The 21,076-nt window shown below is 59.5% G+C and carries 21 protein-coding genes, 1 other RNA gene and 2 pseudogenes; 9 read left to right on the top strand and 15 right to left on the bottom strand.

Features of this window, described 5'->3' with window-relative positions:
- Positions 1 to 228: 228 nt before the first annotated feature.
- Both rnpB and rsmI read right to left on the bottom strand, forming a co-directional pair.
- An RNA gene (gene rnpB / locus BLV47_RS04840) (RNase P RNA component class A) lies at positions 229 to 582 on the bottom strand.
- 72 nt (positions 583 to 654) lie between these two features.
- The gene (gene rsmI, locus BLV47_RS04835; protein ID WP_177431195.1) at positions 655 to 1,509 is read right to left on the bottom strand and encodes a 16S rRNA (cytidine(1402)-2'-O)-methyltransferase; all 855 of its coding nucleotides are present in this window, start codon (positions 1,507 to 1,509) and stop codon (positions 655 to 657) included.
- A 237-nt stretch (positions 1,510 to 1,746) separates the two neighbouring features.
- On the opposite strand from rsmI, the gene BLV47_RS04830 reads away from it, so the two are divergent.
- The 4 genes from BLV47_RS04830 (at position 1,747) to BLV47_RS04815 (ending at position 5,205) form a co-directional block, all read left to right on the top strand.
- Positions 1,747 to 3,561, top strand: coding sequence for a penicillin-binding protein activator (locus BLV47_RS04830; protein WP_092310500.1), 1,815 nt, complete (start codon positions 1,747 to 1,749; stop codon positions 3,559 to 3,561).
- Positions 3,561 to 3,932 carry a YraN family protein gene (locus BLV47_RS04825; RefSeq protein ID WP_092310497.1) on the top strand — a complete coding sequence of 124 codons (372 nt, stop codon included), beginning with the start codon at positions 3,561 to 3,563 and terminating at the stop codon, positions 3,930 to 3,932. Before BLV47_RS04830 ends, BLV47_RS04825 begins: the two co-directional genes overlap by 1 nt.
- A gap of 104 nt (positions 3,933 to 4,036) precedes the next feature.
- Positions 4,037 to 4,630 carry a phosphoheptose isomerase gene (locus BLV47_RS04820; RefSeq protein WP_007928463.1) on the top strand — a complete coding sequence of 198 codons (594 nt, stop codon included), beginning with the start codon at positions 4,037 to 4,039 and terminating at the stop codon, positions 4,628 to 4,630.
- On the top strand, positions 4,627 to 5,205 hold the full coding sequence (locus BLV47_RS04815) for a BON domain-containing protein (protein WP_060840972.1): 579 nt from the start codon (positions 4,627 to 4,629) through the stop codon (positions 5,203 to 5,205). The genes BLV47_RS04820 and BLV47_RS04815 overlap by 4 nt, the downstream gene beginning before the upstream one ends.
- Positions 5,206 to 5,258: 53 nt before the next feature.
- On the opposite strand, the pseudogene BLV47_RS04810 reads toward BLV47_RS04815, so the two are convergent.
- Positions 5,259 to 5,390 (bottom strand): annotated as a pseudogene (locus BLV47_RS04810) (ClpXP protease specificity-enhancing factor); the annotation flags it as partial.
- A gap of 227 nt (positions 5,391 to 5,617) precedes the next feature.
- Between BLV47_RS04810 and istA the strand changes: the two are divergent.
- Entirely contained in the window at positions 5,618 to 7,303 is a 1,686-nt protein-coding gene (gene istA / locus BLV47_RS04805; protein ID WP_062838241.1) for an IS21 family transposase, read from the top strand.
- Positions 7,191 to 7,940, top strand: coding sequence for an IS21-like element IS1474 family helper ATPase IstB (gene istB, locus BLV47_RS04800; RefSeq protein ID WP_062838242.1), 750 nt, complete (start codon positions 7,191 to 7,193; stop codon positions 7,938 to 7,940). Before istA ends, istB begins: the two co-directional genes overlap by 113 nt.
- An 83-nt stretch (positions 7,941 to 8,023) precedes the next feature.
- Here istB and BLV47_RS04795 read toward each other — a convergent pair.
- From BLV47_RS04795 to rplM, 7 genes and pseudogenes are all read right to left on the bottom strand, one after another.
- Positions 8,024 to 8,320, bottom strand: a pseudogene (locus tag BLV47_RS04795) (ClpXP protease specificity-enhancing factor); the annotation flags it as partial.
- Positions 8,321 to 8,336: 16 nt separating this feature from the next.
- Complete coding sequence (locus BLV47_RS04790; protein WP_016966671.1) at positions 8,337 to 8,954, bottom strand: glutathione S-transferase N-terminal domain-containing protein; 618 nt, start codon at positions 8,952 to 8,954, stop codon at positions 8,337 to 8,339.
- Between the two features lie 150 nt (positions 8,955 to 9,104).
- Positions 9,105 to 9,884 (bottom strand): cytochrome c1, encoded by a 780-nt coding sequence (locus tag BLV47_RS04785; protein ID WP_092310494.1) that lies wholly within the window; start codon positions 9,882 to 9,884, stop codon positions 9,105 to 9,107.
- Complete coding sequence (locus BLV47_RS04780) at positions 9,884 to 11,095, bottom strand: cytochrome b (protein ID WP_092310491.1); 1,212 nt, start codon at positions 11,093 to 11,095, stop codon at positions 9,884 to 9,886. The genes BLV47_RS04785 and BLV47_RS04780 overlap by 1 nt, the downstream gene beginning before the upstream one ends.
- Positions 11,095 to 11,688, bottom strand: a complete 594-nt coding sequence (petA, locus tag BLV47_RS04775; RefSeq protein ID WP_047306018.1) for a ubiquinol-cytochrome c reductase iron-sulfur subunit — start codon at positions 11,686 to 11,688, stop codon at positions 11,095 to 11,097. Before petA ends, BLV47_RS04780 begins: the two co-directional genes overlap by 1 nt.
- 253 nt (positions 11,689 to 11,941) lie before the next feature.
- The gene (gene rpsI / locus BLV47_RS04770) at positions 11,942 to 12,334 is read right to left on the bottom strand and encodes a 30S ribosomal protein S9 (RefSeq protein ID WP_003228056.1); all 393 of its coding nucleotides are present in this window, start codon (positions 12,332 to 12,334) and stop codon (positions 11,942 to 11,944) included.
- A 14-nt stretch (positions 12,335 to 12,348) separates the two neighbouring features.
- Positions 12,349 to 12,777, bottom strand: coding sequence for a 50S ribosomal protein L13 (rplM, locus tag BLV47_RS04765; protein WP_007928449.1), 429 nt, complete (start codon positions 12,775 to 12,777; stop codon positions 12,349 to 12,351).
- Positions 12,778 to 13,024: 247 nt separating this feature from the next.
- Here rplM and BLV47_RS04760 point away from each other — a divergent pair, with 247 nt between their 5' ends.
- Positions 13,025 to 14,065: an NADP(H)-dependent aldo-keto reductase gene (locus tag BLV47_RS04760; RefSeq protein WP_092310489.1), complete on the top strand. Its 1,041-nt coding sequence runs from the start codon at positions 13,025 to 13,027 to the stop codon at positions 14,063 to 14,065.
- A 57-nt stretch (positions 14,066 to 14,122) separates the two neighbouring features.
- On the opposite strand, the gene BLV47_RS04755 is transcribed toward BLV47_RS04760, so the two are convergent.
- Entirely contained in the window at positions 14,123 to 15,262 is a 1,140-nt protein-coding gene (locus BLV47_RS04755) for an acyl-CoA dehydrogenase family protein (RefSeq protein WP_092310486.1), read from the bottom strand.
- Between the two features lie 244 nt (positions 15,263 to 15,506).
- Between BLV47_RS04755 and BLV47_RS04750 the strand changes: the two genes are divergently transcribed.
- On the top strand, positions 15,507 to 16,406 hold the full coding sequence (locus BLV47_RS04750; protein WP_177431194.1) for a GlxA family transcriptional regulator: 900 nt from the start codon (positions 15,507 to 15,509) through the stop codon (positions 16,404 to 16,406).
- 42 nt (positions 16,407 to 16,448) lie between these two features.
- Here BLV47_RS04750 and zapE read toward each other — a convergent pair whose 3' ends face one another.
- The 3 genes from zapE to BLV47_RS04735 all read right to left on the bottom strand — a co-directional run bounded on the left by zapE (position 16,449) and on the right by BLV47_RS04735 (position 19,641).
- A complete protein-coding gene (gene zapE / locus BLV47_RS04745) occupies positions 16,449 to 17,543 on the bottom strand; it encodes a cell division protein ZapE (protein WP_092310480.1) in 1,095 nt (364 codons plus the stop codon).
- An 88-nt stretch (positions 17,544 to 17,631) separates the two neighbouring features.
- Positions 17,632 to 18,987 carry a tryptophan--tRNA ligase gene (locus BLV47_RS04740; RefSeq protein ID WP_092310477.1) on the bottom strand — a complete coding sequence of 452 codons (1,356 nt, stop codon included), beginning with the start codon at positions 18,985 to 18,987 and terminating at the stop codon, positions 17,632 to 17,634.
- A 24-nt stretch (positions 18,988 to 19,011) separates the two neighbouring features.
- Complete coding sequence (locus BLV47_RS04735) at positions 19,012 to 19,641, bottom strand: alpha/beta hydrolase (RefSeq protein WP_092310474.1); 630 nt, start codon at positions 19,639 to 19,641, stop codon at positions 19,012 to 19,014.
- A gap of 144 nt (positions 19,642 to 19,785) precedes the next feature.
- Here BLV47_RS04735 and BLV47_RS04730 point away from each other — a divergent pair, with 144 nt between their 5' ends.
- Positions 19,786 to 20,220 carry a Z-ring associated ZapG family protein gene (locus BLV47_RS04730; protein WP_092310471.1) on the top strand — a complete coding sequence of 145 codons (435 nt, stop codon included), beginning with the start codon at positions 19,786 to 19,788 and terminating at the stop codon, positions 20,218 to 20,220.
- 78 nt (positions 20,221 to 20,298) lie between these two features.
- Here BLV47_RS04730 and BLV47_RS04725 read toward each other — a convergent pair whose 3' ends face one another.
- A complete protein-coding gene (locus BLV47_RS04725) occupies positions 20,299 to 21,045 on the bottom strand; it encodes a YiaD family glycine zipper/OmpA-like lipoprotein (protein WP_047306025.1) in 747 nt (248 codons plus the stop codon).
- Between the last annotated feature and the right edge of the window lie 31 nt (positions 21,046 to 21,076).

Genomic DNA, 21,076 nt, shown 5'->3' with positions numbered 1-21,076 from the left:
GGAATGCGCCCACACCACCGTCAAGGCGCGCAGCGACGGAAAAGCCTTATAGAACGGAGATTTAGGACACTAAGAGGAGAGGTAACGAGAATTCGAGGGGCATTCCAGAGCATCAACTTCAGACAGCTCAATAAGCTGCACTGCGAAGTTAAAGTGATTTATTAAGAGTAAGATTTTTTCGGTATTACAAAAACGCTTCTGCTATTGATTCAAGCAGGGAGGGAAAAGGTGGAGAGTCGATCTGTAAGCCGGGTTCTGTCGAGGACAGTCATTCCTCTACGATGGCCATCACTGGACATCTTTAGCAACCTACCCGGTTCCAGCGCGGGCCACGCCTTGGAACCCTATTTGGTCTTGCTCCGAGTGGGGTTTACCTAGCCACGAACTGTTACCAGACGTGCGGTGCGCTCTTACCGCACCTTTTCACCCTTACCGGCACCGAAGTGCTTAGGCGGTTATTTTCTGTGGCACTTTCCGTAGGCTCACGCCCCCCAGGCATTACCTGGCACTCCGCCCTATGGAGCCCGGACTTTCCTCCCCCCTCTAATTTTCATAGAGGGCAGCGACTGTCCAATCGACTCTCCGCCGCGCAGGTTAACGGCAGAGCGGCCCGAGAACAAGCGCTAAAAGCCATTGGCCACCCTGGCATGCCATTTATTGTTCTTTTTGCTTACTCAAGGCGACCTGATACAGCACGTTCTTGCGCTCACCAGTAATCTCGGCCGCCAGCGCCGCTGCCCTCTTGAGAGGCATTTCCTTGAGCAGCAGGTCAAGCACGCGCATCGACTCAGCACTGATCGCCTCATCACCTTGCGGCGCAGTCCATCCTGCGACCAGCACCACGCACTCGCCGCGCTGCTGATTGCTGTCGGACTCAACGAACTGACGCAACTCAGAAAGCGGTAAGCCCTTGAGAGTCTCGAAAGTCTTGGTCAACTCCCGAGCCAACAACGCAGGCCGATCGCCGCCGAATACCGCCTCCATATCCTGCAGACACTCAAGAATCCGATGCGGAGCCTCATAGAAAATCAACGTCCGCGGCTCTTCCTTGACCGACTCCAGACGCCCACGCCGACCAACCGCCTTGGCCGGTAGAAAACCTTCGAAGATAAACCGGTCAGATGGCAGACCTGCAGCCGACAAGGCCGCGATCAAAGCACAGGCCCCGGGCACCGGAACCACATTGATACCTGCCGCCCGTGCCTGACGCACCAAGTGATAACCCGGATCGGAAATCAACGGCGTGCCCGCATCGGAGATCAGCGCAACATCGTCCCCGGCAAGTAGACGGGTGATGAAACGACTGCCCTCGTCACGCTCATTATGCTCATGACAAGCCGCCAGAGGCGTGGCAATACCGAAGTGCTGCATCAGGCGCTGAGAGTGCCGAGTATCCTCGGCAGCAATGAGCGACACCTCGCGCAACAACTTCAGAGCCCTGGCGCTGATGTCATCCAGGTTACCGATGGGCGTCGCCACCACATAAAGCGAGCCAGCAGCGGAATTCAAAGGACCCGGAACAGTCAAAGCGCACACCTCTTGATCGGCAAAAGCGCCATTGTAGCGCGTTGAAGCCCTCTCAATAGGCCTGACAATCGCTCAACACTCTGATCCTTTGCTGGCTTTTGTGCCTCCCCGCAACATTTGCACCAGCTAAATGGACGGTTTATCACCAGTAACATCGCGCCCCGGCCAGCGCTTGGGTACAATTCCACGCTCATTTGATCGAGTATCAGGAACACTTACATGATCGCTTGCCTGCGGCTGTTTCTCGCCCTCTGCCTGGCTACCCTTTTGGTGGCTTGCGCCAGCTCGCCCTCCTCCAGCCTTGGCGAACTTCCACGGACACCGGATGCCAGCATCGAGCAATTGCTCGAACAGGCCGCCACCAGCAAAAGCCCGGACAAAGCCGCCCTGCTGCGCCTGAGCGCAGCAGACATGGCGTATCGCCAAGGCAACGCCGGACGCGCCGGTCAGATTCTGCAGCAAGTGCCGCTGGATCAGCTCAAACCTGCCCAGCAAATTTTCGCCAGCACACTGTCCGCAGAGCTGGCCATGGTACGCAATCAGCCAAAAGCGGCGTTAACCGCCTTGAGCCATCCAAGCCTGCAGCACCTGAGCGAGCTGCCAGCACCACAGCAGATTCGTACCGGAACCGTTCATGCTCGCGCCCTTGAGGCCGACGGCCAGACTTTGGCCGCAGCCAAGGAACGGATCTTTATTGCCCCCTTGCTCAAAGACGATGCTGCAGCAAAGAACCACGAAGCCATTTGGGCACTGATTGCCGCCTTGCCGACCGACCAACTGCAGCCAGCGGGCAATGACGATCTGGCCGGCTGGATGAGCCTGGCCCTGGCAGTCAAGAGTGCCGGCACCCTGGAACAACAGCAGGCCGCCATTGATCAGTGGCGCGCACAGAATCCAAAACACCCTGCCGCCCTGCAATTGCCGCAACCACTGATCAAGCTCAAAGAGCTGGCCAGCCAACCCGTGTCGAAGATCGCCCTGCTGCTGCCACAGGACGGCCCGCTGGCCTCTGTAGCCAAGGCACTACGCGAAGGCTTCATGGCGGCTCACTATCAAGCACAGCAAGCCGGACAGAAACCACCCAGCATCGAGTTCTACGACAGCTCGCGCCTGAGCTCCCTGGATGACTTCTATCGCAAGGCCCAAGCCGCCGGCGTGCAACTGGTCGTCGGCCCGCTGGAAAAACCTCTGGTCAAACAGCTGGCTGCGCGCCCGCAACTGCCCATTACTACTCTGGCACTGAATTACAGCGAGGGTGGCGAACAGGGCCCCGCGCAACTGTTCCAGTTTGGCCTGGCAGCCGAAGACGAAGCCCGTGAAGTTTCTCGTCGCGCTCGCGCCGATGGCCTGCACCGCGCCGCCGCGCTGATCCCCAAGGGCGAATGGGGCGATCGCGTACTCAAAGCCTTCCGCCAGGATTGGGAAGCCAACGGCGGCAGCATGATCGGCATCGAACGCATCGATCAGCCAGTCGCCCTGGCCCAGCAGATTGCCGACCTGTTCCAACTGCGCCAAAGCGAAGGTCGCGCCAAGAGCCTGCAAAGCACCGTAGGCACTCAAGTCGCCGCGCAACCGGCACGCCGCCAGGACATCGAGTTCATTTTCCTTGCGGCAACGCCTCAGCAGGCACAACAGATCAAGCCGACCCTGAACTTCCAATACGCCGGCGATGTTCCGGTGTACGCCACCTCCAACGTATTCAGCGCCAGTGGTGATCAGAACCAATACAACGACATGAACGGAGTCATGTTCTGTGAAACGCCCTGGCTGCTGGACGCCAACGGCCTTCTGCGGCGCCAGGTCACTGCACAATGGCCACAAGCCGGAGGCAGCCTAGGTCGCCTATACGCAATGGGCGTCGATGCCTACCGTCTTGCACCACGCCTGGGCCAGCTCAAGGCCCTGCCTGACAGCCGGATCGATGGAGAGTCCGGCAGCCTGGGCATGGCCGCAGGTCAGCGTATCGAGCGCCAACTGCCATGGGCCAAGTTCGTCAACGGCCAGGTCACCCGCCTGCCCGATACGCCGCGCTAATGATCCAAGGATCACGCCAGCAGAGTGGAAGAGATGCCGAAAGCCACGCGCTCAGGCATCTCCAACAGCAAGGGCTGCGTCTGCTGGCGCAGAACTGGCTGTGCAAACGCGGCGAGCTTGATCTGGTCATGCTTGACGGCGATACAGTAGTATTCGTCGAAGTCCGCTACAGACAACACACGCAATGGGGTGGCGCCCTGGGCAGTATCGATGGGCGCAAGCGTCAGAAACTCATTCTTGCCGCGCAGATTTTTCTGCAAAAAGAATCACGCTGGTCCAACCATCCCTGCCGTTTCGATGTGGTCGCCATTGACGGCGCCCCAGGTGCAGAAGCCCGCCTGAACTGGCTGCGCAATGCCTTTGACAGCTGAAAGAAGCCATCAGGCAGCACCCATTTTCACCCAACTTTTTTGCTCTTTGCTTTGCGGGCTGCACATTCACGTGCCACCAAGCCGCGCTACTTAAGGTCACACAGATGGACATGCAATCCCGAATTCGCCAGCTTTTTCAGGCCAGTATCGACACCAAGCAACAGGCGATGGACGTACTTGCACCGCACATCGAGCAAGCCAGCCAAGTCATGGTCAACGCCCTGCTCAATGAGGGCAAAATGCTCTCCTGTGGCAACGGCGGTTCTGCGGGCGACGCCCAGCACTTTTCCTCCGAACTACTCAACCGCTTCGAACGTGAACGGCCCAGCCTGCCAGCCATCGCCCTGACCACCGATAGCTCGACCATCACTTCGATCGCCAACGACTACAGCTATAACGAAGTCTTTTCCAAGCAAATCCGTGCCCTGGGACAACCTGGTGACGTATTGCTGGCGATTTCCACCAGCGGCAACTCGGCCAATATCATTCAAGCCATCCAGGCCGCACATGATCGAGAAATGATTGTCGTAGCATTGACCGGTCGCGATGGTGGAGGCATGGCTTCCCTGCTGCTGCCTGAAGATGTTGAAATTCGCGTACCAGCCAACGTCACCGCACGCATTCAAGAAGTCCACCTGCTGGCGATCCACTGCCTATGCGACTTGATCGACAGCCAACTGTTCGGGAGTGAAGAATGACCCCTAACCGCCTTGGCCTCCTGGCCTTGACCTTGTGCCTCGGCATCACTGGTTGCAGCTCGGTGATTACCGCCACCCGCGACAAACCCATTGATGACGATCGCGGCACTCGCACCTTCGGCAGCAAGATCGACGACTCACTGATCGAAACCAAAGTCGCCGTCAACGTTGCCAAGGCCAACCCGGACCTGGAAAACAACTCGCACATCGTCGTCACCAGCTTCAACGGTATTGTCCTGCTGGCAGGCCAGACTCCACGCCCTGACCTCAAGGCAACAGCCGAACAGGCCGCCAGCGAAGTGCAGCGAGTCAAGAAGGTCCATAACGAACTGCAGGTTCTGCCACCCTCCGGCTTTCTGGCACGACAGAACGATGGCTGGCTGACCACCAAGATCAAGACTCAGATGCTCACCGACGCTAGCATTCCCGGATCGCGGATCAAGGTTGTCACCGAAAATGGCATCGTTTACCTGCTAGGCCTGCTGACCCAACAGGAAGCCGCACAAGCCACCAATCTGGTCCAGGGCGTCTCCGGTGTGCAAAAAATCGTCAAACTGTTCGAATACATCGACTGACACAGCACGGCGTCAGGCATAAAAAAGGCGATCCATCTGGATCGCCTTTTTTATTACTTGACCACTTTCAAGCTGGGCCGACCGCTGGGGCGCGGCGGCTCACTGTCCGGTGGTGGCAAATCGTCATCCGGCTCAATGTCATCCTCCTCATCCAGAGGCGACTCCAGATCAAAGACCATGCCCTGACTGCGGATTTCGGAGCACCGTGACCGGCCGTTTCGGTTGATCGTGACCGGTCATTTCGCTAACGCGTGACCGCTCATTTCGGTAGCAACGTGACCGATTTTCCGCCTGTTCCGAAACAGGTGGTCACGGCTTACCGAAATCGCCGGTCACGACTTAGCGAAAGCCTTCCCCTTCGTTGCGCATGACCTGATGCGCCGCCATCCTCGACCGATTTCGGGAGAGGAAGATGGCGGCGCCGCGAGTAGCCATGCGAAACATCAAAGAATGTCTGCGCCTCAAGTTTGAGGCCGGCTTGTCCCACGAGAAGATTGCCCGTGCCTTGCAGCTGTCCAAGGGCGTGGTTAGCAAGTACATCGCGGCGGCGCGGGTGGCCGGGCTGGACTGGCCGGCGCTGGTGGCCATGGACGAGGCCGCGCTGGCGGCCGCCTTGTTTGCACCGACGTCGACGAACAAGCCGCGCGGTGAGCGAGTGCTGCCCGATGTGCTGAGCATCCACCGCGAGTTGCGACGCAAGGGCGTGACCTTGCAGCTGCTGTGGGAGGAATATCTCGCCGCGCATGCGGGCCAGCCGACCTACCGCTACACCCAGTTCGTCGAGCACTACCGGCGCTACGCCCAGACGCTCAAACGTTCGATGCGTCAGCTGCACCGTGCGGGCGAGAAGCTATTCATCGACTATGCCGGGCCGACGCTGCCGGTGGTCGACCCGGCCACCGGCGAAGTGCGCCGGGCGCACATCTTCGTCGCCGCCCTGGGCGCCTCGAATTACACCTATGCCTGCGCGACGCCAGGCGAAACCCAGGTGGACTGGCTGACCTCGCTGGGCCAGGCTCTGACCTACTTTGGCGGCGTGCCGGAAATGGTTGTGCCGGACAATCCGCGCGCCCTGGTCGCCCAGCCGGATCGCTACGAGCCGGGCCTGAACCGGGCCACGCTGGAGTGCGCGCGTCATTACCAGACGGTGATCCTGCCGGCACGGCCACGCAAGCCTCAGGACAAGGCCAAGGCCGAGGTGGCGGTGCAGGTGGTCGAGCGCTGGATCATGGCGCGGCTGCGCCATCGGCAGTTCTTCAGCCTGCATGCGCTTAACCAGGCCATCGCCGAGCTGCTGGAGGATCTGAATCGGCGCCCGTTCAAGCGGCTCGATGGCTGCCGGCGCGACTGGTTCGAGCGCCTGGATCGCCCGGCCTTGCGAGCGCTGCCGGTGCATCCCTACGAGGTCGCCACCTTCAAGCGCTGCAAGGTCAGCATCGACTACCACATCGAGGTCAATGGCAGCTTCTACAGCGTGCCCTCCGCCCTGGCCCGGCAGAACGTGGACGTGCGACTGACGGCACACACCCTGGAAGTGCTGCATGGCAACCGGCGGGTGGCCAGCCACCTGCTGCTGGGGCGACGCGGCGCTTACAGTACCCAGCGCGAGCACATGCCCGCGGCGCACCAGGCGCATCGCGAATGGACGCCACAACGCCTGCTCGACTGGGGCGCGCGGATCGGCCCCTACACGCGCCAACTGATCGATCACCAACTGACCCACAAGCCGCACCCGGAGATGGGCTACCGCGCCTGCCTCGGCCTGCTCTCGCTGGCCCGGCGCTATGGCAATGCACGCCTGGAAGCCGCTGCCGAACGTGCCGTACACCTGCGCGCCTTCACCGGGCGCAGCGTGCGCAACCTGCTCCAGCAAGGCCTGGATCAACAGCCGCTGCCCCAGCGTGCCGCCGAAACGACCTTACCCGGCGACCACGAGAACGTCCGTGGCGCCGACTACTACCAACCCCCGCAACAGGAGCTGTTCGATGATGCCGCAACACACCCTGAATCAACTGCACCAGCTACGCCTGGACGGCATGGCCCGCGCCCTGGAAGAGCAATGGACGCTGCCGGCCAGCCACAGCCTGAGCTTCGATGAACGCCTCGGCCTACTGCTCGACCGCGAACTGGCCTGGCGTGACAACCAGCGCCTGGTACGGCTGCGCAAGAAGGCCAAGCTCAAGTACGCCAACGCCTGCCTGGAAGATCTCGACCGCCGCACCGGACGCGCCCTGGACGAGCGTCTGATCGCCACCCTGGCCAGTGGCGACTGGATCCGCCAGCAGCACAACCTGCTGCTGACCGGCCCGACCGGTGCCGGCAAAACCTGGCTGGCCTGCGCCCTGGGCAACCAGGCCTGCCGCCAGGGCTATAGCACCCTGTACCTGCGCACCCCGCGCCTGCTGGAACAACTGCGCATCGCTCATGGCGACGGCAGCTTCGGCCGTACCCTGCAACAGCTGGCAAAGGTCGACGTCCTGGTGCTGGACGACTGGGCGCTAGCCCCGCTGGAGGAAGGAGCCCGGCATGACCTGCTGGAGGTGATCGACGACCGCGCTGGCAGCCGCTCCACCATCCTGACGAGCCAACTGCCCATCGAGCACTGGCACGGCTGGATCAACGACCCGACCCTGGCCGATGCCATCCTCGACCGCCTGGTGCACAACGCCTACCGACTGACGATGAAAGGCGAGTCGCTGCGCCGAAAAAAAGCCGAGGAACAAGCCGCATCGTGACCGATGCGATTACAATCCAGAACCCGCGCAACCGGGGTGGAAGCACCGGTCACGTATTAGCGAAACGCTCGGTCACGTTCACCGAAATCCGCACCCTGACCATTCTCACGCGCATAGATGCCGAGGATCGCCGCTACCGGTACGTGCAAGCTATGGGGCACACCGCCGAAGCGCCCTTCAAAGGTCACGGCGTCGTTATCCATGTGCAAATGACGTACGGCACTGGGAGAAATATTCAGGACAATTTGCCCATCACTGGCAAAGCCCTGAGGCACCTGCACGGCTGGATAGTCGGAATTGACCAGCAGGTGCGGGGTGCAATCGTTGTCCACAATCCACTCATAGAGCGCGCGGACCAGATAAGGTCGACTGGAGTTCATAGCGGCTCCTTAAGCCTCAGCGCATATCACGTTCGACGCCAGACAGACTTGCCTGGAAAGCCTCACGTGCAAATTGGCGGTCCATATAATCAAGCAGCGGCTTGGCCTGCCGCGGCAATTCGATACCCAGGATTGGCAACCTCCAGAGTATGGGCAGTAGGCAGCAGTCCACCAGGCTTTGTTCCTCACTGAGGAAAAATGGCTTGTCAGCGAACAACGGAGACACTCCGGTCAGGCTTTCACGCAACTCCTTACGCGCCTGCACCCGCGCCGCCTCCTTGGTCCGCGGATCCAGGATCAGATCCACCTGCCCACACCAATCACGCTGGATTCGGTGCATCAGCAAACGACTGTTGGCACGCGCAACAGGGTAAACCGGCAACAACGGCGGATGAGGGTAACGCTCATCCAGGTACTCCATCACCACTGTCGATTCCCACAACGCCAGGTCTCGATCAACCAGCGTTGGCAAGCTCCCGTAAGGATTCACTTCGATCAGCTTCGGCGGCTGACGCCCCGCCTCCACACTGATGATCTCGGCGCTGACACCCTTCTCCGCCAGCACAATGCGCACCCGGTGGGAATAGTGGTCGGCGGGGTCGGAGTAACAGGCCAACCGATTGGTCACGCCCATGGCGATCCTCCTCGCTTGTTGAAATTATCGGAAGCAGAAAAAACGAGCGCGCCCTCAGGGCGCCTCTGGTAACCCCCGAATGATACAGGGTTGTTACTGTTCAGAGACGCCCTTGGGCGCGCACGCTCAACAACTGACGCTTAAAACGTATTAATGCACATCCTTCCAGTATTCGCGCTTGAGCAGATAGGCGAACACGAAGAAGAAGGCCAGGTACAGCAGTACGTAAGTACCGATGCGCTGGTGCTGCAGCTTGACCGGGTTAGCCGAGTAAGCCAGGAAGGTCACCAGATTTTTGACCCTCTCGTCGAACTGCGCCTCATTGAGAGCACCGGTACCCTCTTTGACTGTCAGTTGGTCGCACGCCTCGTGAGTCAGAGGAGTACCAGTCAATGGATCGTATTGTTTCTTTCCGTCTTCAACGATCTGCACCTGCTTGCAACCGACCACCTGACGCCCTTGCAGACCGACCAGAACGTTAGGCATACCAACGTTCGGGAAGACCTTGTTGTTCACACCCCAAGGGCGCGCAGGGTCTTCATAGAAGGACTTGAGGTAGCCATAGAGCCAGTCAGTGCCGCGAACACGAGCTACCAGAGTCAGGTCAGGTGGCGCTGCACCGAACCAGGTCTTGGCATCAGCCGGCTGCATGCCGATGTTCATGTGGTCGCCAATCTTGGCACCGGTAAAAACCAGCTTGCTCAACATCAGGTCGTGAGGAATGCCCAAGTCATCGGCAACCCGCTCATAACGCTGGAACTTGGCGCTGTGGCAGCCCATGCAGTAGTTGGCGAAAGTGCGCGCGCCGTCTTGCAGGGCGGCCTTGTCGGACAGGTCGATATCAACCTTCTCCAACTCAGGACCAGCGGTATTCGCGAAAGACAACACAGGCATAGCAGCAAGAATCAGTACAGCAAATAGCTTTTTCATCAGCCAGTCACCCTTTCCGGAACCGGTTTGGTCTTCTCGAGCCTGGTGTAGAACGGCATCAGAATGAAGTAGGCGAAGTACAGGAAGGTACATACCTGCGACAGCAGCGTACGGCCCGGAGTCGGTGCCAAGACACCCAGCACACCCAGGATCACGAACGAGATGCAGAACACCAGCAGCCAGATCTTGCTCAGCCAGCCTTTGTAGCGCATGGACTTGACCGGACTACGGTCAAGCCAAGGCAGTACGAACAGGACCGCGATTGCAGCGCCCATGGCGATAACACCCAAGAGCTTGTCCGGCACCGCACGCAGGATCGCGTAGAAGGGCGTGAAGTACCAAACCGGAGCAATGTGCTCAGGGGTCTTGAACGGGTTGGCTTGCTCGAAGTTCGGCTTCTCAAGGAAGTAACCGCCCATTTCAGGGAAGAAGAACACGATCGAGCAAAAGATGAACAGGAACACCACTACGCCGACGATATCCTTCACGGTGTAGTAAGGGTGGAAAGGGATGCCATCCAGAGGGACGCCGTTCTCATCCTTGTTCTTCTTGATATCTACGCCATCCGGGTTGTTCGAACCCACTTCGTGCAACGCCAGGATGTGCAGCACCACCAGACCGAGAATCACGATCGGCAGGGCTACTACGTGCAGGGCGAAGAAGCGGTTCAGAGTAATCCCGGAAATCAGGTAGTCACCACGAATCCACTGGGTCAGGTCGTCACCAATCACGGGGATCGCACCGAACAGCGAGATGATCACCTGGGCACCCCAGTAGGACATCTGCCCCCAAGGCAGCAGGTAGCCCATGAAGGCCTCAGCCATCAGCGCCAGGTAGATCAGCATGCCGAACAGCCACACCAGCTCACGAGGTTTCTGGTAGGAACCGTAGAGCAAGCCACGGAACATATGCAGATAGACCACGATGAAGAACGCCGAAGCACCAGTGGAGTGAAGCAAACGCAGGATCGCGCCGTACTCGACGTCGCGCATGATGTATTCAACGGAGGCAAAGGCCTCTTCCGCCGAAGGGGTGTAGCTCATGGTCAGCCAGACACCGGTAACGATCTGATTGACCAGAACCAGCAGCGCCAAGGAGCCAAAGAAATAGAAGAAGTTGAAGTTCTTCGGAGCGTAATACTTGCTGAGATGGTCTTCCCACATCTTGGTCGCGGGGAAACGCGCATCAACCCAATCCATGAACTTGCTCATCACGCTTTCTCCGTGTCGACGCCAATGACGATGATGTCATCCGACTCATAGGAATGCGGGGGTACTGGCAGGTTCAGGGGCGCAGGCTGCGCCTTGTAGACGCGACCAGCCAGATCGTAGTGGGAGCCGTGGCAAGGGCAGAAATAGCCACCTACCCAGTCCTTGCCCAGATCGGCGGGCGCCACTTCAGGACGGAAGGTCGGAGAACAACCCAGGTGAGTACAGATCCCGATCAGCAGCAGAATCTCTGGCTTGATCGAACGCACTTCCGGATCGACGTAGGTTGGTTGTACCGAGTTCTTGGAGTCAGGGTCAGACAGCTGGCCCTCGATCTTTTTAAGATTCCCAAGGATTTCCTCTGTACGGCGGACGATGAACACCGGCTGACCACGCCATTCAGCAATCATCTGCTGACCTGGGTCGATCTTGCTGATATTCACTTTCACCGGTGCACCTGCGGCTTTCGCCTTGGCACTGGGAAACCATGACCCCACGAACGGGACCGCAGCCCCCACCGCTCCTGCAGCACCCACCACGGATGTGGCTGCTACTAAGAAGCGACGCCGGCCTGCATTCACGCCGTCATTGCTCATTCAGTCCTCTCCCATCAGCTTTGTGGCCTGTTAAATCAGGCATCTACTAAGTAAAAATCTGAACTTATAAAAATTTTGCCGAATGGTAATGAAAAGCCCCTATTCTGACAAGGTAATTACCAAGCCAAGCCAGCCCGAAGCCTCGTAGTATAGGGCCTCCGCGGATGTGGCAAGTTGTCACAGAGCAAATTTCAGACAATAAAAAACGCCCAGCTCCGCAAGGAAACTGGGCGTTTTTGAACGCAGTAGCGAATTAACGCTTGGAGTATTGCGGACGCTTACGCGCTTTACGCAGACCCACTTTCTTACGCTCAACTTCACGCGCGTCACGGGTTACGAAACCGGCTTTACGCAGAGCGCTGCGCAGAGTCTCGTCGTAATCCATCAGAGCGCGAGTGATACCGTGGCGGATTGCGCCAGCTTGACCACTTACACCGCCGCCGATAACGGTAACGTAGATATCGAACTTCTCGACAGTCTCGGTCAGCTCCAGCGGTTGACGAACTACCATGCGGGCAGTTTCGCGACCGAAGAAGTTATCCAGGGAACGGTTGTTGATCGAGATGTTGCCAGTGCCCGGACGCAGGAAAACGCGTGCGGTTGCAGTCTTGCGACGGCCAGTGCCGTAATTTTGAGTCGCCGACATAATGAACTATTCCGTTAAATCTTCAGTTCTTGGGGCTGCTGAGCAGTATGAGGGTGAGCAGCGCCCGCATAGACTTTCAGCTTACGGTACATGTCGCGACCCAGCGGGTTCTTAGGCAGCATGCCTTTTACCGCGGTCTCGATCACGCGCTCAGGGGCTTTGGCGATCAGCTTTTCGAAGTTGATCGACTTGATGCCGCCCGGGAAACCGGAGTGGGAGTAGTACATTTTGTCAGTGGTTTTAGCGCCAGTAACACGTACCTGCTCGGCATTGATAACGACGATGTAGTCGCCGGTGTCAACGTGAGGAGTGTACTCAGGCTTGTGCTTGCCACGCAGACGGCTCGCGATTTCGGTGGCCAGACGACCCAGGGTCTGACCAGCAGCGTCGACGACGAACCAGTCGCGCTTTACTGTTTCCGGTTTAGCAGTAAAAGTTTTCATTCTTTATAGCCTCAGGGGCCGCCCAGCAAAATAGACGGCGGATCTTACTGAATAGTGCGTACTTTGACAAGGTCAAAGGCAGCCGGACACAGACGCTATCGGGGGCTCGGGTCAGCGCGTCTGGGATACGGCAAGATTCTTCGGCAGGCGGCGCATCACTTCCACTGCAGAAAGAGCTGCCGAATTATGCAGATTGCGAAAAAAATTTCAACCTGCTTTTATGATTGTTTTGCCAAGGGAGTACCCGATGGACTACCGCCAGCTGGGCCGAACCGACCTCAACGTGAGCGCAATTTGCCTGGGCACCATGACCTGGGGCGAGCAGAATACCGAGGCTGAAGCCTTCGCTCAGATCGAGCGAGCCAAACACGCCGGAATCAACTTCATCGACACCGCCGAGATGTACCCGGTGCCACCCAAGGCCGACACCTACGCCACCACCGAGCGCTACATAGGCAACTGGTTCAAACAGCGCGGCGACCGTGCCGACTGGATCCTGGCCAGCAAGATCGCCGGCCCCGGCAACACCATTGACTACATCCGCGACAAACAGCTCAAGCACAACCGTAAACACATAATCGAAGCCGTGGATGCCAGCCTCAAGCGCTTGCAGACCGACTGGATCGACCTTTATCAGTTGCACTGGCCCGAGCGCAGCACCAACTTCTTCGGTCAACTGGGCTACAAGCACCAGGCCGACGAAGACTTCACCCCGCTGGAAGAAACCCTCGAAGCCCTGGACGAACAGGTCAAGGCCGGCAAAATTCGCCATATCGGCCTGTCCAATGAAACGCCCTGGGGCACCATGAAGTTCCTCGCCCTGGCCGAAAGCCGTGGCTGGCCTCGCGCGGTTTCGATCCAGAACCCCTACAACCTGCTCAACCGCAGCTTTGAAGTGGGCCTGGCGGAAATCGCCATTCGCGAACAATGCGGCCTGCTGGCCTACTCGCCCCTAGCGTTTGGCTACCTGTCCGGCAAATACCAAGACGGCGCGCGGCCAGCCAAGGCTCGACTGAGCCTCTACAGCCGCTTCAGCCGCTACTTCAATCCGCAGTCGGAAGCGGCCTGCGACCGTTACGTCGCCCTGGCCCGCGAACACGGGCTGGACCCAGCGCAAATGGCCCTGGCCTTCATCAACCTGCAGCCGTTCGTGACCAGCAACATCATCGGCGCCACGACCCTGGAACAGTTGGACAGCAACATCGCCAGTGCCGAACTGAAATTGTCACAGGAAGTCCTGGCCGGGATCGAGGCGATTCACAAGGACCACCCCAACCCCGCCCCTTAAAAACTTCAGGACCTGGCTTGCCGGCGAATAGGCGTCGCCCATTCGCCGGCAAGCCCGCTACTGGAGTGAGCGGGCGATGATTTCCTTCATGATCTCGTTGGTCCCGGCATAAATGCGCTGTACCCGGGCGTCGGCCCAGGCCCGGGCTACCGGGTACTCCCACATGAAGCCGTAACCGCCGTGCAACTGCACGCACTCGTCGAGCACCTCGCACTGCAGATCGGTGCCCCAGTACTTGGCCATCGCAGCCGTCGGCACATCGAGTTTGCCTTGCAGATGCAGCTCCAGGCAGCGGTCGACAAACACCCGGCCAATCTGGATTTGCGTGGCCATTTCCGCCAGTTTGAAGCGGGTGTTCTGGAAATCGGCAATTGCCTTGCCGAAAGCCTTGCGTTCACGGGTGTATTCCAAGGTCCATTGCAGCGCCGCCTCCGCGCTGGCCAAACCGCCAATGGCTACGGTCAGGCGCTCCTGAGGCAACTCCTGCATCAGGTAGGCGAATCCCATTCCAGCCTGTCCCAGCAGATTTTCCCTGGGCACGCGCACATCCTGGAAAAACAACTCCGAAGTGTCCTGAGCCTTCATCCCGACCTTTTCCAGACGCTTGCCCTTGGAGAACCCCAGCGTATCGGCCTCCACCAGAAACAGGCTGGTGCCCTTGGCCCCGGCCTTGGGATCGGTCTTGGCCACCACAATCACCAGATCCGCCAGATAGCCGTTGGTGATAAAGGTCTTGGAGCCATTGATCACATACTCGTCGCCATCGAGCACCGCCGTGGTCTTCACCCCTTGCAGGTCGGAGCCGGCGCCCGGCTCGGTCATGGCGATGGCCGTCACCATTTCACCCGACACCAGACGGGGCAGGTATTTGTGTTTCAACGCCTCACTGCCGTAATGCAGGATGTAGGGCGCAACAATGTCCGAATGCAGAGAAAAACCAATGCCCGTCAGCCCCAGCCGACCGATCTCCTCGATCACCACCGCACTGTAGAGAAAATCCGCACCCAGGCCGCCGTACTCCTCGGGAATGTGTGAGCACAGCATCCCCGCCTCCCCGGCCTTGTTCCACAACTGGCGGTCGATATGGCCCTGTTTTTCCCACTCTCCATGGAAAGGCACAGCCTCTTTTTCAAGGAACGTCCGCACGCTGTCACGGAAGAGTTCGTGCTCGGAACTGAACAAGGTTCTAGGGATCATGCAGGCACCTGTGATGTTTATTGATCATGGGTTAGCTGCCAGAGCCTAAGGCCAGCCACTTGCACGGGACACTGGACACATCCGACAAAAAATAAGACGATCCAGCCGTCTGGTGACCACTTTCCCCTATAAGAATAATTGAATTATGTCTAACCAAACCTCCACGCCCTTGCGGCGCGTCAGCATCCTGGCCATCGACCGGGTATTCGCCTCCACCCTCATGCAAGCCAAGGATTTCTTCCATCTGGCCAGCCTGCGATACGGCAAACAATTGGGCCAAGGCCTGACCCCGGCCTTCGAAACCCGCCTGGTCAGTCCCGATGGCCAGCCGGTTTGCAGCTTCAGCAACGTGATCATGCCGGTGGACGGCCCGCTGGAAGACACAGACGTGATCATCCTCCCGGCGTTCTGGGACGACTTCGACACCCTGTGCCAGCGTTATCCACAGATACTGCCCTGGCTGCGTGCCCAGCACGCCCGCGGTGCCGTGCTCTGCGGCGAGGCCACCGGCGTGTTCTGGCTGGCCGAAACCGGGCTGCTCAACGGCAAGGAAGCCACCACCTACTGGCGCTTCTTCAGCGCCTTCAGCGAGCGCTTCCCCCAGGTCCAGCTCAATCAGGACAAGCACCTGACCGACGCCGACAACCTCTATTGCGCCGGCGGCACCACTTCAGCCTGCGACTTGTACATCTACCTGATCGAACGCTTCTGCGGCGCCAACGTAGCCCAGGCCGTGGCTCGGGACATCCTTTACGAAGTGCAACGCAACTACGCCCCCGGACGCATCGGCTTTGGCGGCCAGAAGCTGCATCAGGACGTGATCATCCTGCAGATCCAGCACTGGCTCGAAGAGCACTTCGCCGACAAGTTCCGCTTCGAGGACGTAGCCCGCGAGCATGGCATGAGCATTCGCAACTTCATGCGCCGCTTCCAGACCGCCACCGGCGACAAGCCTCTGCATTACCTGCAGCGGCTGCGGATTGAAACCGCCAAGGGCCTGCTCTCGGGAACGCGCAAGAGCATCAAGACCATCAGCTACGAAGTCGGCTACGACGACGCCAGCTTCTTTGCCCGCCTGTTCCGCCAGCACACCGAACTCTCACCCAACCAGTACCGCCAGCAGTTCCAGCAACAGGCGGCATAAAAAAAGGGCCTGCAATGCAGGCCCTTGTTCATTTGGCGACTCTTACGGCTTGTGTGCCCGCGACAGGAACTCGTGGGACTGCATCTCCAGCAACCGGCTGAGGGTTCGCTGGAACTCGAACGTCAGGCGTCCACCGGTGTACAGATCCTTGAGCTCGACCTCGGCGGAGATGATCAGCTTGACGTTACGGTCGTAGAACTCGTCGACCATGTTGATGAAGCGCCGGGCAATGTCGTCGGTGGTCACGCTCATCTGCTCCACGCCGCTGAGCAACACCGCGTGGAAGATCTTGCCCAGTTCGATGTAATCGTTCTGGCTGCGGGGACCGTCGCACAGCTCGCGGAAATCGAACCAGGCCACATCATCACAGGTACGCAGGGCACGAATTTCGCGGTTCTCGATGATCAACACATCGTTTTCCACCGCCTGAGTGCATTCAGGCGTCAGCGCCCGGAAGCTCTTGCGCAGGCTTTCATGAGCCGCTTCATCCAAGGGGTAATGAAACAGCTCGGCCTGCTCAAGATGCCGCAGACGGTAGTCGACACCGCTGTCGACGTTGACGATCTCGGTGTTCTGCTTGATCAGGGCAATCGCCGGTAGGAAGCGCGCGCGCTGCAAGCCATCCTTGTACAGACCGTCCGGAACGATGTTCGAAGTGGCGACCAGGGTCACGCCGTTCTTGAACAGTTCTTCCATCAGGGTGCCAAGAATCATCGCATCGGTGATGTCGGAGACGAAGAACTCGTCGAAGCAGATCACCCGCGCCTCTTGCGAAAAGCGTTTGGCGATGATGGTCAGCGGATTCTTCTCGCCCCCCAGCGTCTTCATCTCTTCGTGGACGCGCTTCATAAAGCGGTGAAAGTGCGTACGAACCTTTTCCTTGAACGGCAGGGCTTCGAAGAAGGTATCCACCAGATAGGTCTTGCCGCGCCCTACCCCCCCCCAGAAATACAGACCCTTGACCGGCGCCTGATCCTTCTTGCCGAACAGCTTGCCGAGCAGCCCCGGCTTGTTTTGCTCGGCTGCAATCAGATCGTCGTACAGACGCTGCAGATGACGCACAGCGGTTTCCTGTGCCGCGTCATGAAAGAAGTCCGGGCGTTTCAGATCTGCTTGGTATCGTTCTAGGGGCGTCATAATTCGTTAGCAAGGCAACAAAAACGGGCCGTCACTTTAGCGACGGCCCTGGGGAATGGCAATCAGCCCTTGGTCGGGAAGATTCCGATTAGTCCTGCACTGGGGTCAGCGCAATCCGCAGCGCCTCTATGGCCGCATCACGCGCGGCAGCGTCGGCGAACTCAGGGCTGTCAGCCACACAGGCACCTTCGAGCCAGACGCTGAAACTGCTGGCTTCGCTGCGCAGATCCAGCGCCTGCCCGGACTGCAGCTGTTTGCTCACCGCACCGGCCGTCTTGCCATCGGCGAAGTGGCGCGACAGCAGCAACTGCTCGCCATCGGCAGACAGCAGGCGGAAACGGAAACGGCCATCGTCTTCACGGAAGCTGATGAAGCGCGCAGCCTTGGCGGCCTTTTTCTTGGTCGTGGCAGCAACCTGCACCTGGCTGGCAAAGGAGCGCAGGCCCACGGCTTCGCGCAACTCGGCGAGGAACGGCGTGGCTACGGCACGGGCCTTGACGGCGCCGGCACGCAGGATGTCTTCCAGGTCCGCCGGGCGTGCAATCAACTGGTGATAGCGCTCGCGGGCTTCGCCCAGCTCGGCGTCCAGCAATTGGAACAGGCGGTTCTTGGCTTCTCCCCAACCCAGGCCCTGAAGCAATTGCGCGCGGAACTCGGCAGCCTGCGCCGGGGTGGAGAAGGCCTGGAACAAGGTAAACAGGTGAGAGTTGTCCGGGTCCTTGGCTTCGCCCGGCGCCTTGGAGTCGGTGACGATCCGCGAGATCGCGTCCTTCATGTCCTTGGCGCTGGTGAACAGCGGGATGGTGTTGTCGTAACTCTTGGACATCTTGCGCCCGTCCAGCCCCGGCAGGGTGGCGACGCTTTCCTCGATCAGCGCCTCGGGCATGGCGAAGAATTCCTTGCCCTGGCCGAACAGGTGATTGAAGCGCTGGCCGATATCACGGGCCATCTCCACGTGCTGGATCTGATCCCGGCCGACCGGCACCTTGTGGGCGTTGAACATCAGGATGTCCGCGGCCATCAGTACCGGGTAGCTGTACAGCCCCATGGTGATGCCGGCATCCGGGTCTTCACCGGCTTCCAGGTTCTTGTCCACCGAAGCCTTGTAGGCATGGGCGCGATTGAGCAGCCCCTTGGCCGCGACGCAGGTCAGCAACCAGGTCAGTTCCGGGATTTCCGGAATGTCCGACTGGCGATAGAAAGTCACGCGCTCCACATCCAGGCCACCGGCCAACCAGGTGGCCGCGATCTCCTGACGCGAGCGCTGGATGCGCAACGGATCGTCGCACTTGATCAGCGCATGGTAGTCGGCCAGGAAGTAGAAGGAGTCGGCATTGCTATCGCGACTGGCAAGGATCGCCGGGCGAATCGCACCGGCATAGTTGCCCAGGTGCGGGGTGCCGGTGGTGGTGATGCCGGTGAGGATACGCGTACGAGTAGTCATGGGTAATCGCTTATCAGACTGCTATCAATTCGAAAGTCGCGGCAGCACCAGATCTTTCAGATCGGTGAGCTTGCCATGAAAAAAGTGTCCGCATTCTGCCACTTTCAGCAGCTCATGGGGGCGAACAAGCGCGTCGGACCAGTCGTAGACTGCCTGTGGGTCGATGACTTCATCGGTTTCCGGCTGGATCAGGGTCAGTGGGCAGCTCTGCGGCAGCAGGTCACTTTCACGCAGGCGGGTCACCGCCGCCGCGACCATGAACAGGTGCTTGAGCTGCACGCCCTGGGCTTCCAGGCGCCCGCCAAGGCTGGCGGCGACAAAGCCGCCGAAGGAGAACCCCAGCAGGGTCAAAGGCAGCCCCGGATGCTGGGCCAGCAGCCACTGCGCGGCCGCCTGGGCATCATCGACTTCGCCACTGCCCATGTCGTGACTGCCCTCACTGGCGCCCACGCCGCGATAGTTGAAACGCAAGGTGATCAACCCGGCATCCCGCGCAGTACGTTGCAAGGTGGACACCACCTTGTTGAGCATGGTGCCGCCCTGCACCGGATTGGGGTGACAGATCAGCGCCACGCCACGAGCATCGGGCACCTGCAGATACAGGGCTTCCAGTTGGCCCACAGGGCCGGCAATCACTACAGGGGTTTCACGCATTAGCAAGGAAGGAACTCCGTGACCTCGAAGGGGGTCGACTCGTCTAGCAAATGGTCTGTGCCAATCTATTGCGAGTGAATCGCGGTATACAGCGCAGGTTCGAGCCGTTAACGTAAAGCAAAGCCGTTTATAGAGGAAGGACTCGTGGAACACTCGCTCTTAGTTTGGTTGTTGCCGACTCTTGCCCTGGTCGCGGGTGTCGCCATTGGATTCCTGGTTGCTCGCCTGCTGCCCAATGCCGCGCCTAACCGCACGCAGCGTCAGTTAGACGATATTCAGGAACGTTTCGACAATTATCAGAACGAAGTGGTCACCCACTTCAACAGCACTGCCACCCTGGTGAAAAAACTCACCCAGAGCTATCAGGAAGTGCAGGACCATCTCGCCGAGGGCGCCAACCGCCTGGCCCTGGACGAACTGACCCGCCAGCGCCTGCTGGCCGCCCTGCACTCGGAGTCGGTGCAGGCTCCTCGTGAACGCCTGACACCACCGCGGGACCAGGAGCCGCCACGGGACTACGCGCCAAAGGCGCCGAATGCCCCCGGCATGCTCGACGAGCAATACGGCCTGAAGAAGTAATACGCCTCAGCCATTAAAAAGCCCGCCCGATCTGCATCGGGCGGGCTTTTTTGTGCCTGGGTTTCGCCAGGGACGCTTTTAGTACTGCTGACCTTGCTGCTGGTAAGGCTGCTGATACTGCTGGTTGGGCTGTTGATATTGCTGACCCGGAATGGCCTTGAGGTTGACCTCCACCCGACGGTTCTGCGCACGACCATTGACGTCGGCGTTGCTGGCGATCGGGTTGTCCGGGCCGGCGCCGCGAGCGGACAGGTTGGCACTGCTCACGCCCTGAGACGTCAGGTAGGTAGCCACGCTCTGGGCACGACGCTGGGACAGGTCCATGTTGTGCTGGCGGCTGCCGGTGCTGTCGGTGTAGCCGACGATCTCGATCTGGTTCTGGTTGAACTCGCGAAGGGAGTTGGCCAGGTTGTTCAGCGGCTGATAGAAGCTGGGAGCGATGTTCGCCGAGTCGGTGGCGAAGGTGATGTTACCCGGCATGATCAGCTTGATCTGATCACCCTGGCGCTGCACTTCAACCCCGGTATTGGCCATGCTGGCGCGCAGTTTCTTTTCCTGCTGGTCGGCGTAGTAACCGTAACCGGCGGCGGATGCACCCACCACGGCGGCACCGATCAGCGCCCCCTTGCCACGGTTGTTGTGGTCGATGGCGGCACCGGCCAAGGCACCGGCCAGGGCACCCAGGCCACCGTATTTTGCAGTTTTGCTCATGCCCGACGAGCCGCCGTCGGCCTGCCCCTGATTGTCATAGGGGTTAGGCGAAGCGCAGCCGGACAACAAGGCCACAGCAGTAGCGACAACAATCAAACGACGCGAGGTGAACATGGAAAGCTCCTACTTTTTGCATTCTGTGGTG

It is taken from the genome of Pseudomonas saponiphila, from assembly GCF_900105185.1.
Lineage (GTDB): Bacteria > Pseudomonadota > Gammaproteobacteria > Pseudomonadales > Pseudomonadaceae > Aquipseudomonas > Aquipseudomonas saponiphila.
Note: the sequence above shows the minus strand (reverse complement) of the source record. Positions and strands in the feature narration are given on the sequence as shown.

Excerpts from the sequence above, each read along its gene's own strand:
- BLV47_RS04830 (WP_092310500.1), top strand. The coding sequence starts at position 1,747 with ATGATCGCTTGCCTGCGGCTGTTTCTCGCCCTCTGCCTGGCTACCCTT.
- BLV47_RS04825 (WP_092310497.1), top strand. The coding sequence starts at position 3,561 with ATGATCCAAGGATCACGCCAGCAGAGTGGAAGAGATGCCGAAAGCCAC.
- BLV47_RS04820 (WP_007928463.1), top strand. The coding sequence starts at position 4,037 with ATGGACATGCAATCCCGAATTCGCCAGCTTTTTCAGGCCAGTATCGAC.
- BLV47_RS04815 (WP_060840972.1), top strand. The coding sequence starts at position 4,627 with ATGACCCCTAACCGCCTTGGCCTCCTGGCCTTGACCTTGTGCCTCGGC.
- istA (WP_062838241.1), top strand. The coding sequence starts at position 5,618 with ATGGCGGCGCCGCGAGTAGCCATGCGAAACATCAAAGAATGTCTGCGC.
- istB (WP_062838242.1), top strand. The coding sequence starts at position 7,191 with ATGATGCCGCAACACACCCTGAATCAACTGCACCAGCTACGCCTGGAC.
- BLV47_RS04790 (WP_016966671.1), bottom strand. The coding sequence starts at position 8,954 with ATGGGCGTGACCAATCGGTTGGCCTGTTACTCCGACCCCGCCGACCAC.
- BLV47_RS04785 (WP_092310494.1), bottom strand. The coding sequence starts at position 9,884 with ATGAAAAAGCTATTTGCTGTACTGATTCTTGCTGCTATGCCTGTGTTG.
- BLV47_RS04780 (WP_092310491.1), bottom strand. The coding sequence starts at position 11,095 with ATGAGCAAGTTCATGGATTGGGTTGATGCGCGTTTCCCCGCGACCAAG.
- petA (WP_047306018.1), bottom strand. The coding sequence starts at position 11,688 with ATGAGCAATGACGGCGTGAATGCAGGCCGGCGTCGCTTCTTAGTAGCA.
- rpsI (WP_003228056.1), bottom strand. The coding sequence starts at position 12,334 with ATGTCGGCGACTCAAAATTACGGCACTGGCCGTCGCAAGACTGCAACC.
- rplM (WP_007928449.1), bottom strand. The coding sequence starts at position 12,777 with ATGAAAACTTTTACTGCTAAACCGGAAACAGTAAAGCGCGACTGGTTC.
- BLV47_RS04760 (WP_092310489.1), top strand. The coding sequence starts at position 13,025 with ATGGACTACCGCCAGCTGGGCCGAACCGACCTCAACGTGAGCGCAATT.
- BLV47_RS04755 (WP_092310486.1), bottom strand. The coding sequence starts at position 15,262 with ATGATCCCTAGAACCTTGTTCAGTTCCGAGCACGAACTCTTCCGTGAC.
- zapE (WP_092310480.1), bottom strand. The coding sequence starts at position 17,543 with ATGACGCCCCTAGAACGATACCAAGCAGATCTGAAACGCCCGGACTTC.
- BLV47_RS04740 (WP_092310477.1), bottom strand. The coding sequence starts at position 18,987 with ATGACTACTCGTACGCGTATCCTCACCGGCATCACCACCACCGGCACC.
- BLV47_RS04735 (WP_092310474.1), bottom strand. The coding sequence starts at position 19,641 with ATGCGTGAAACCCCTGTAGTGATTGCCGGCCCTGTGGGCCAACTGGAA.
- BLV47_RS04725 (WP_047306025.1), bottom strand. The coding sequence starts at position 21,045 with ATGTTCACCTCGCGTCGTTTGATTGTTGTCGCTACTGCTGTGGCCTTG.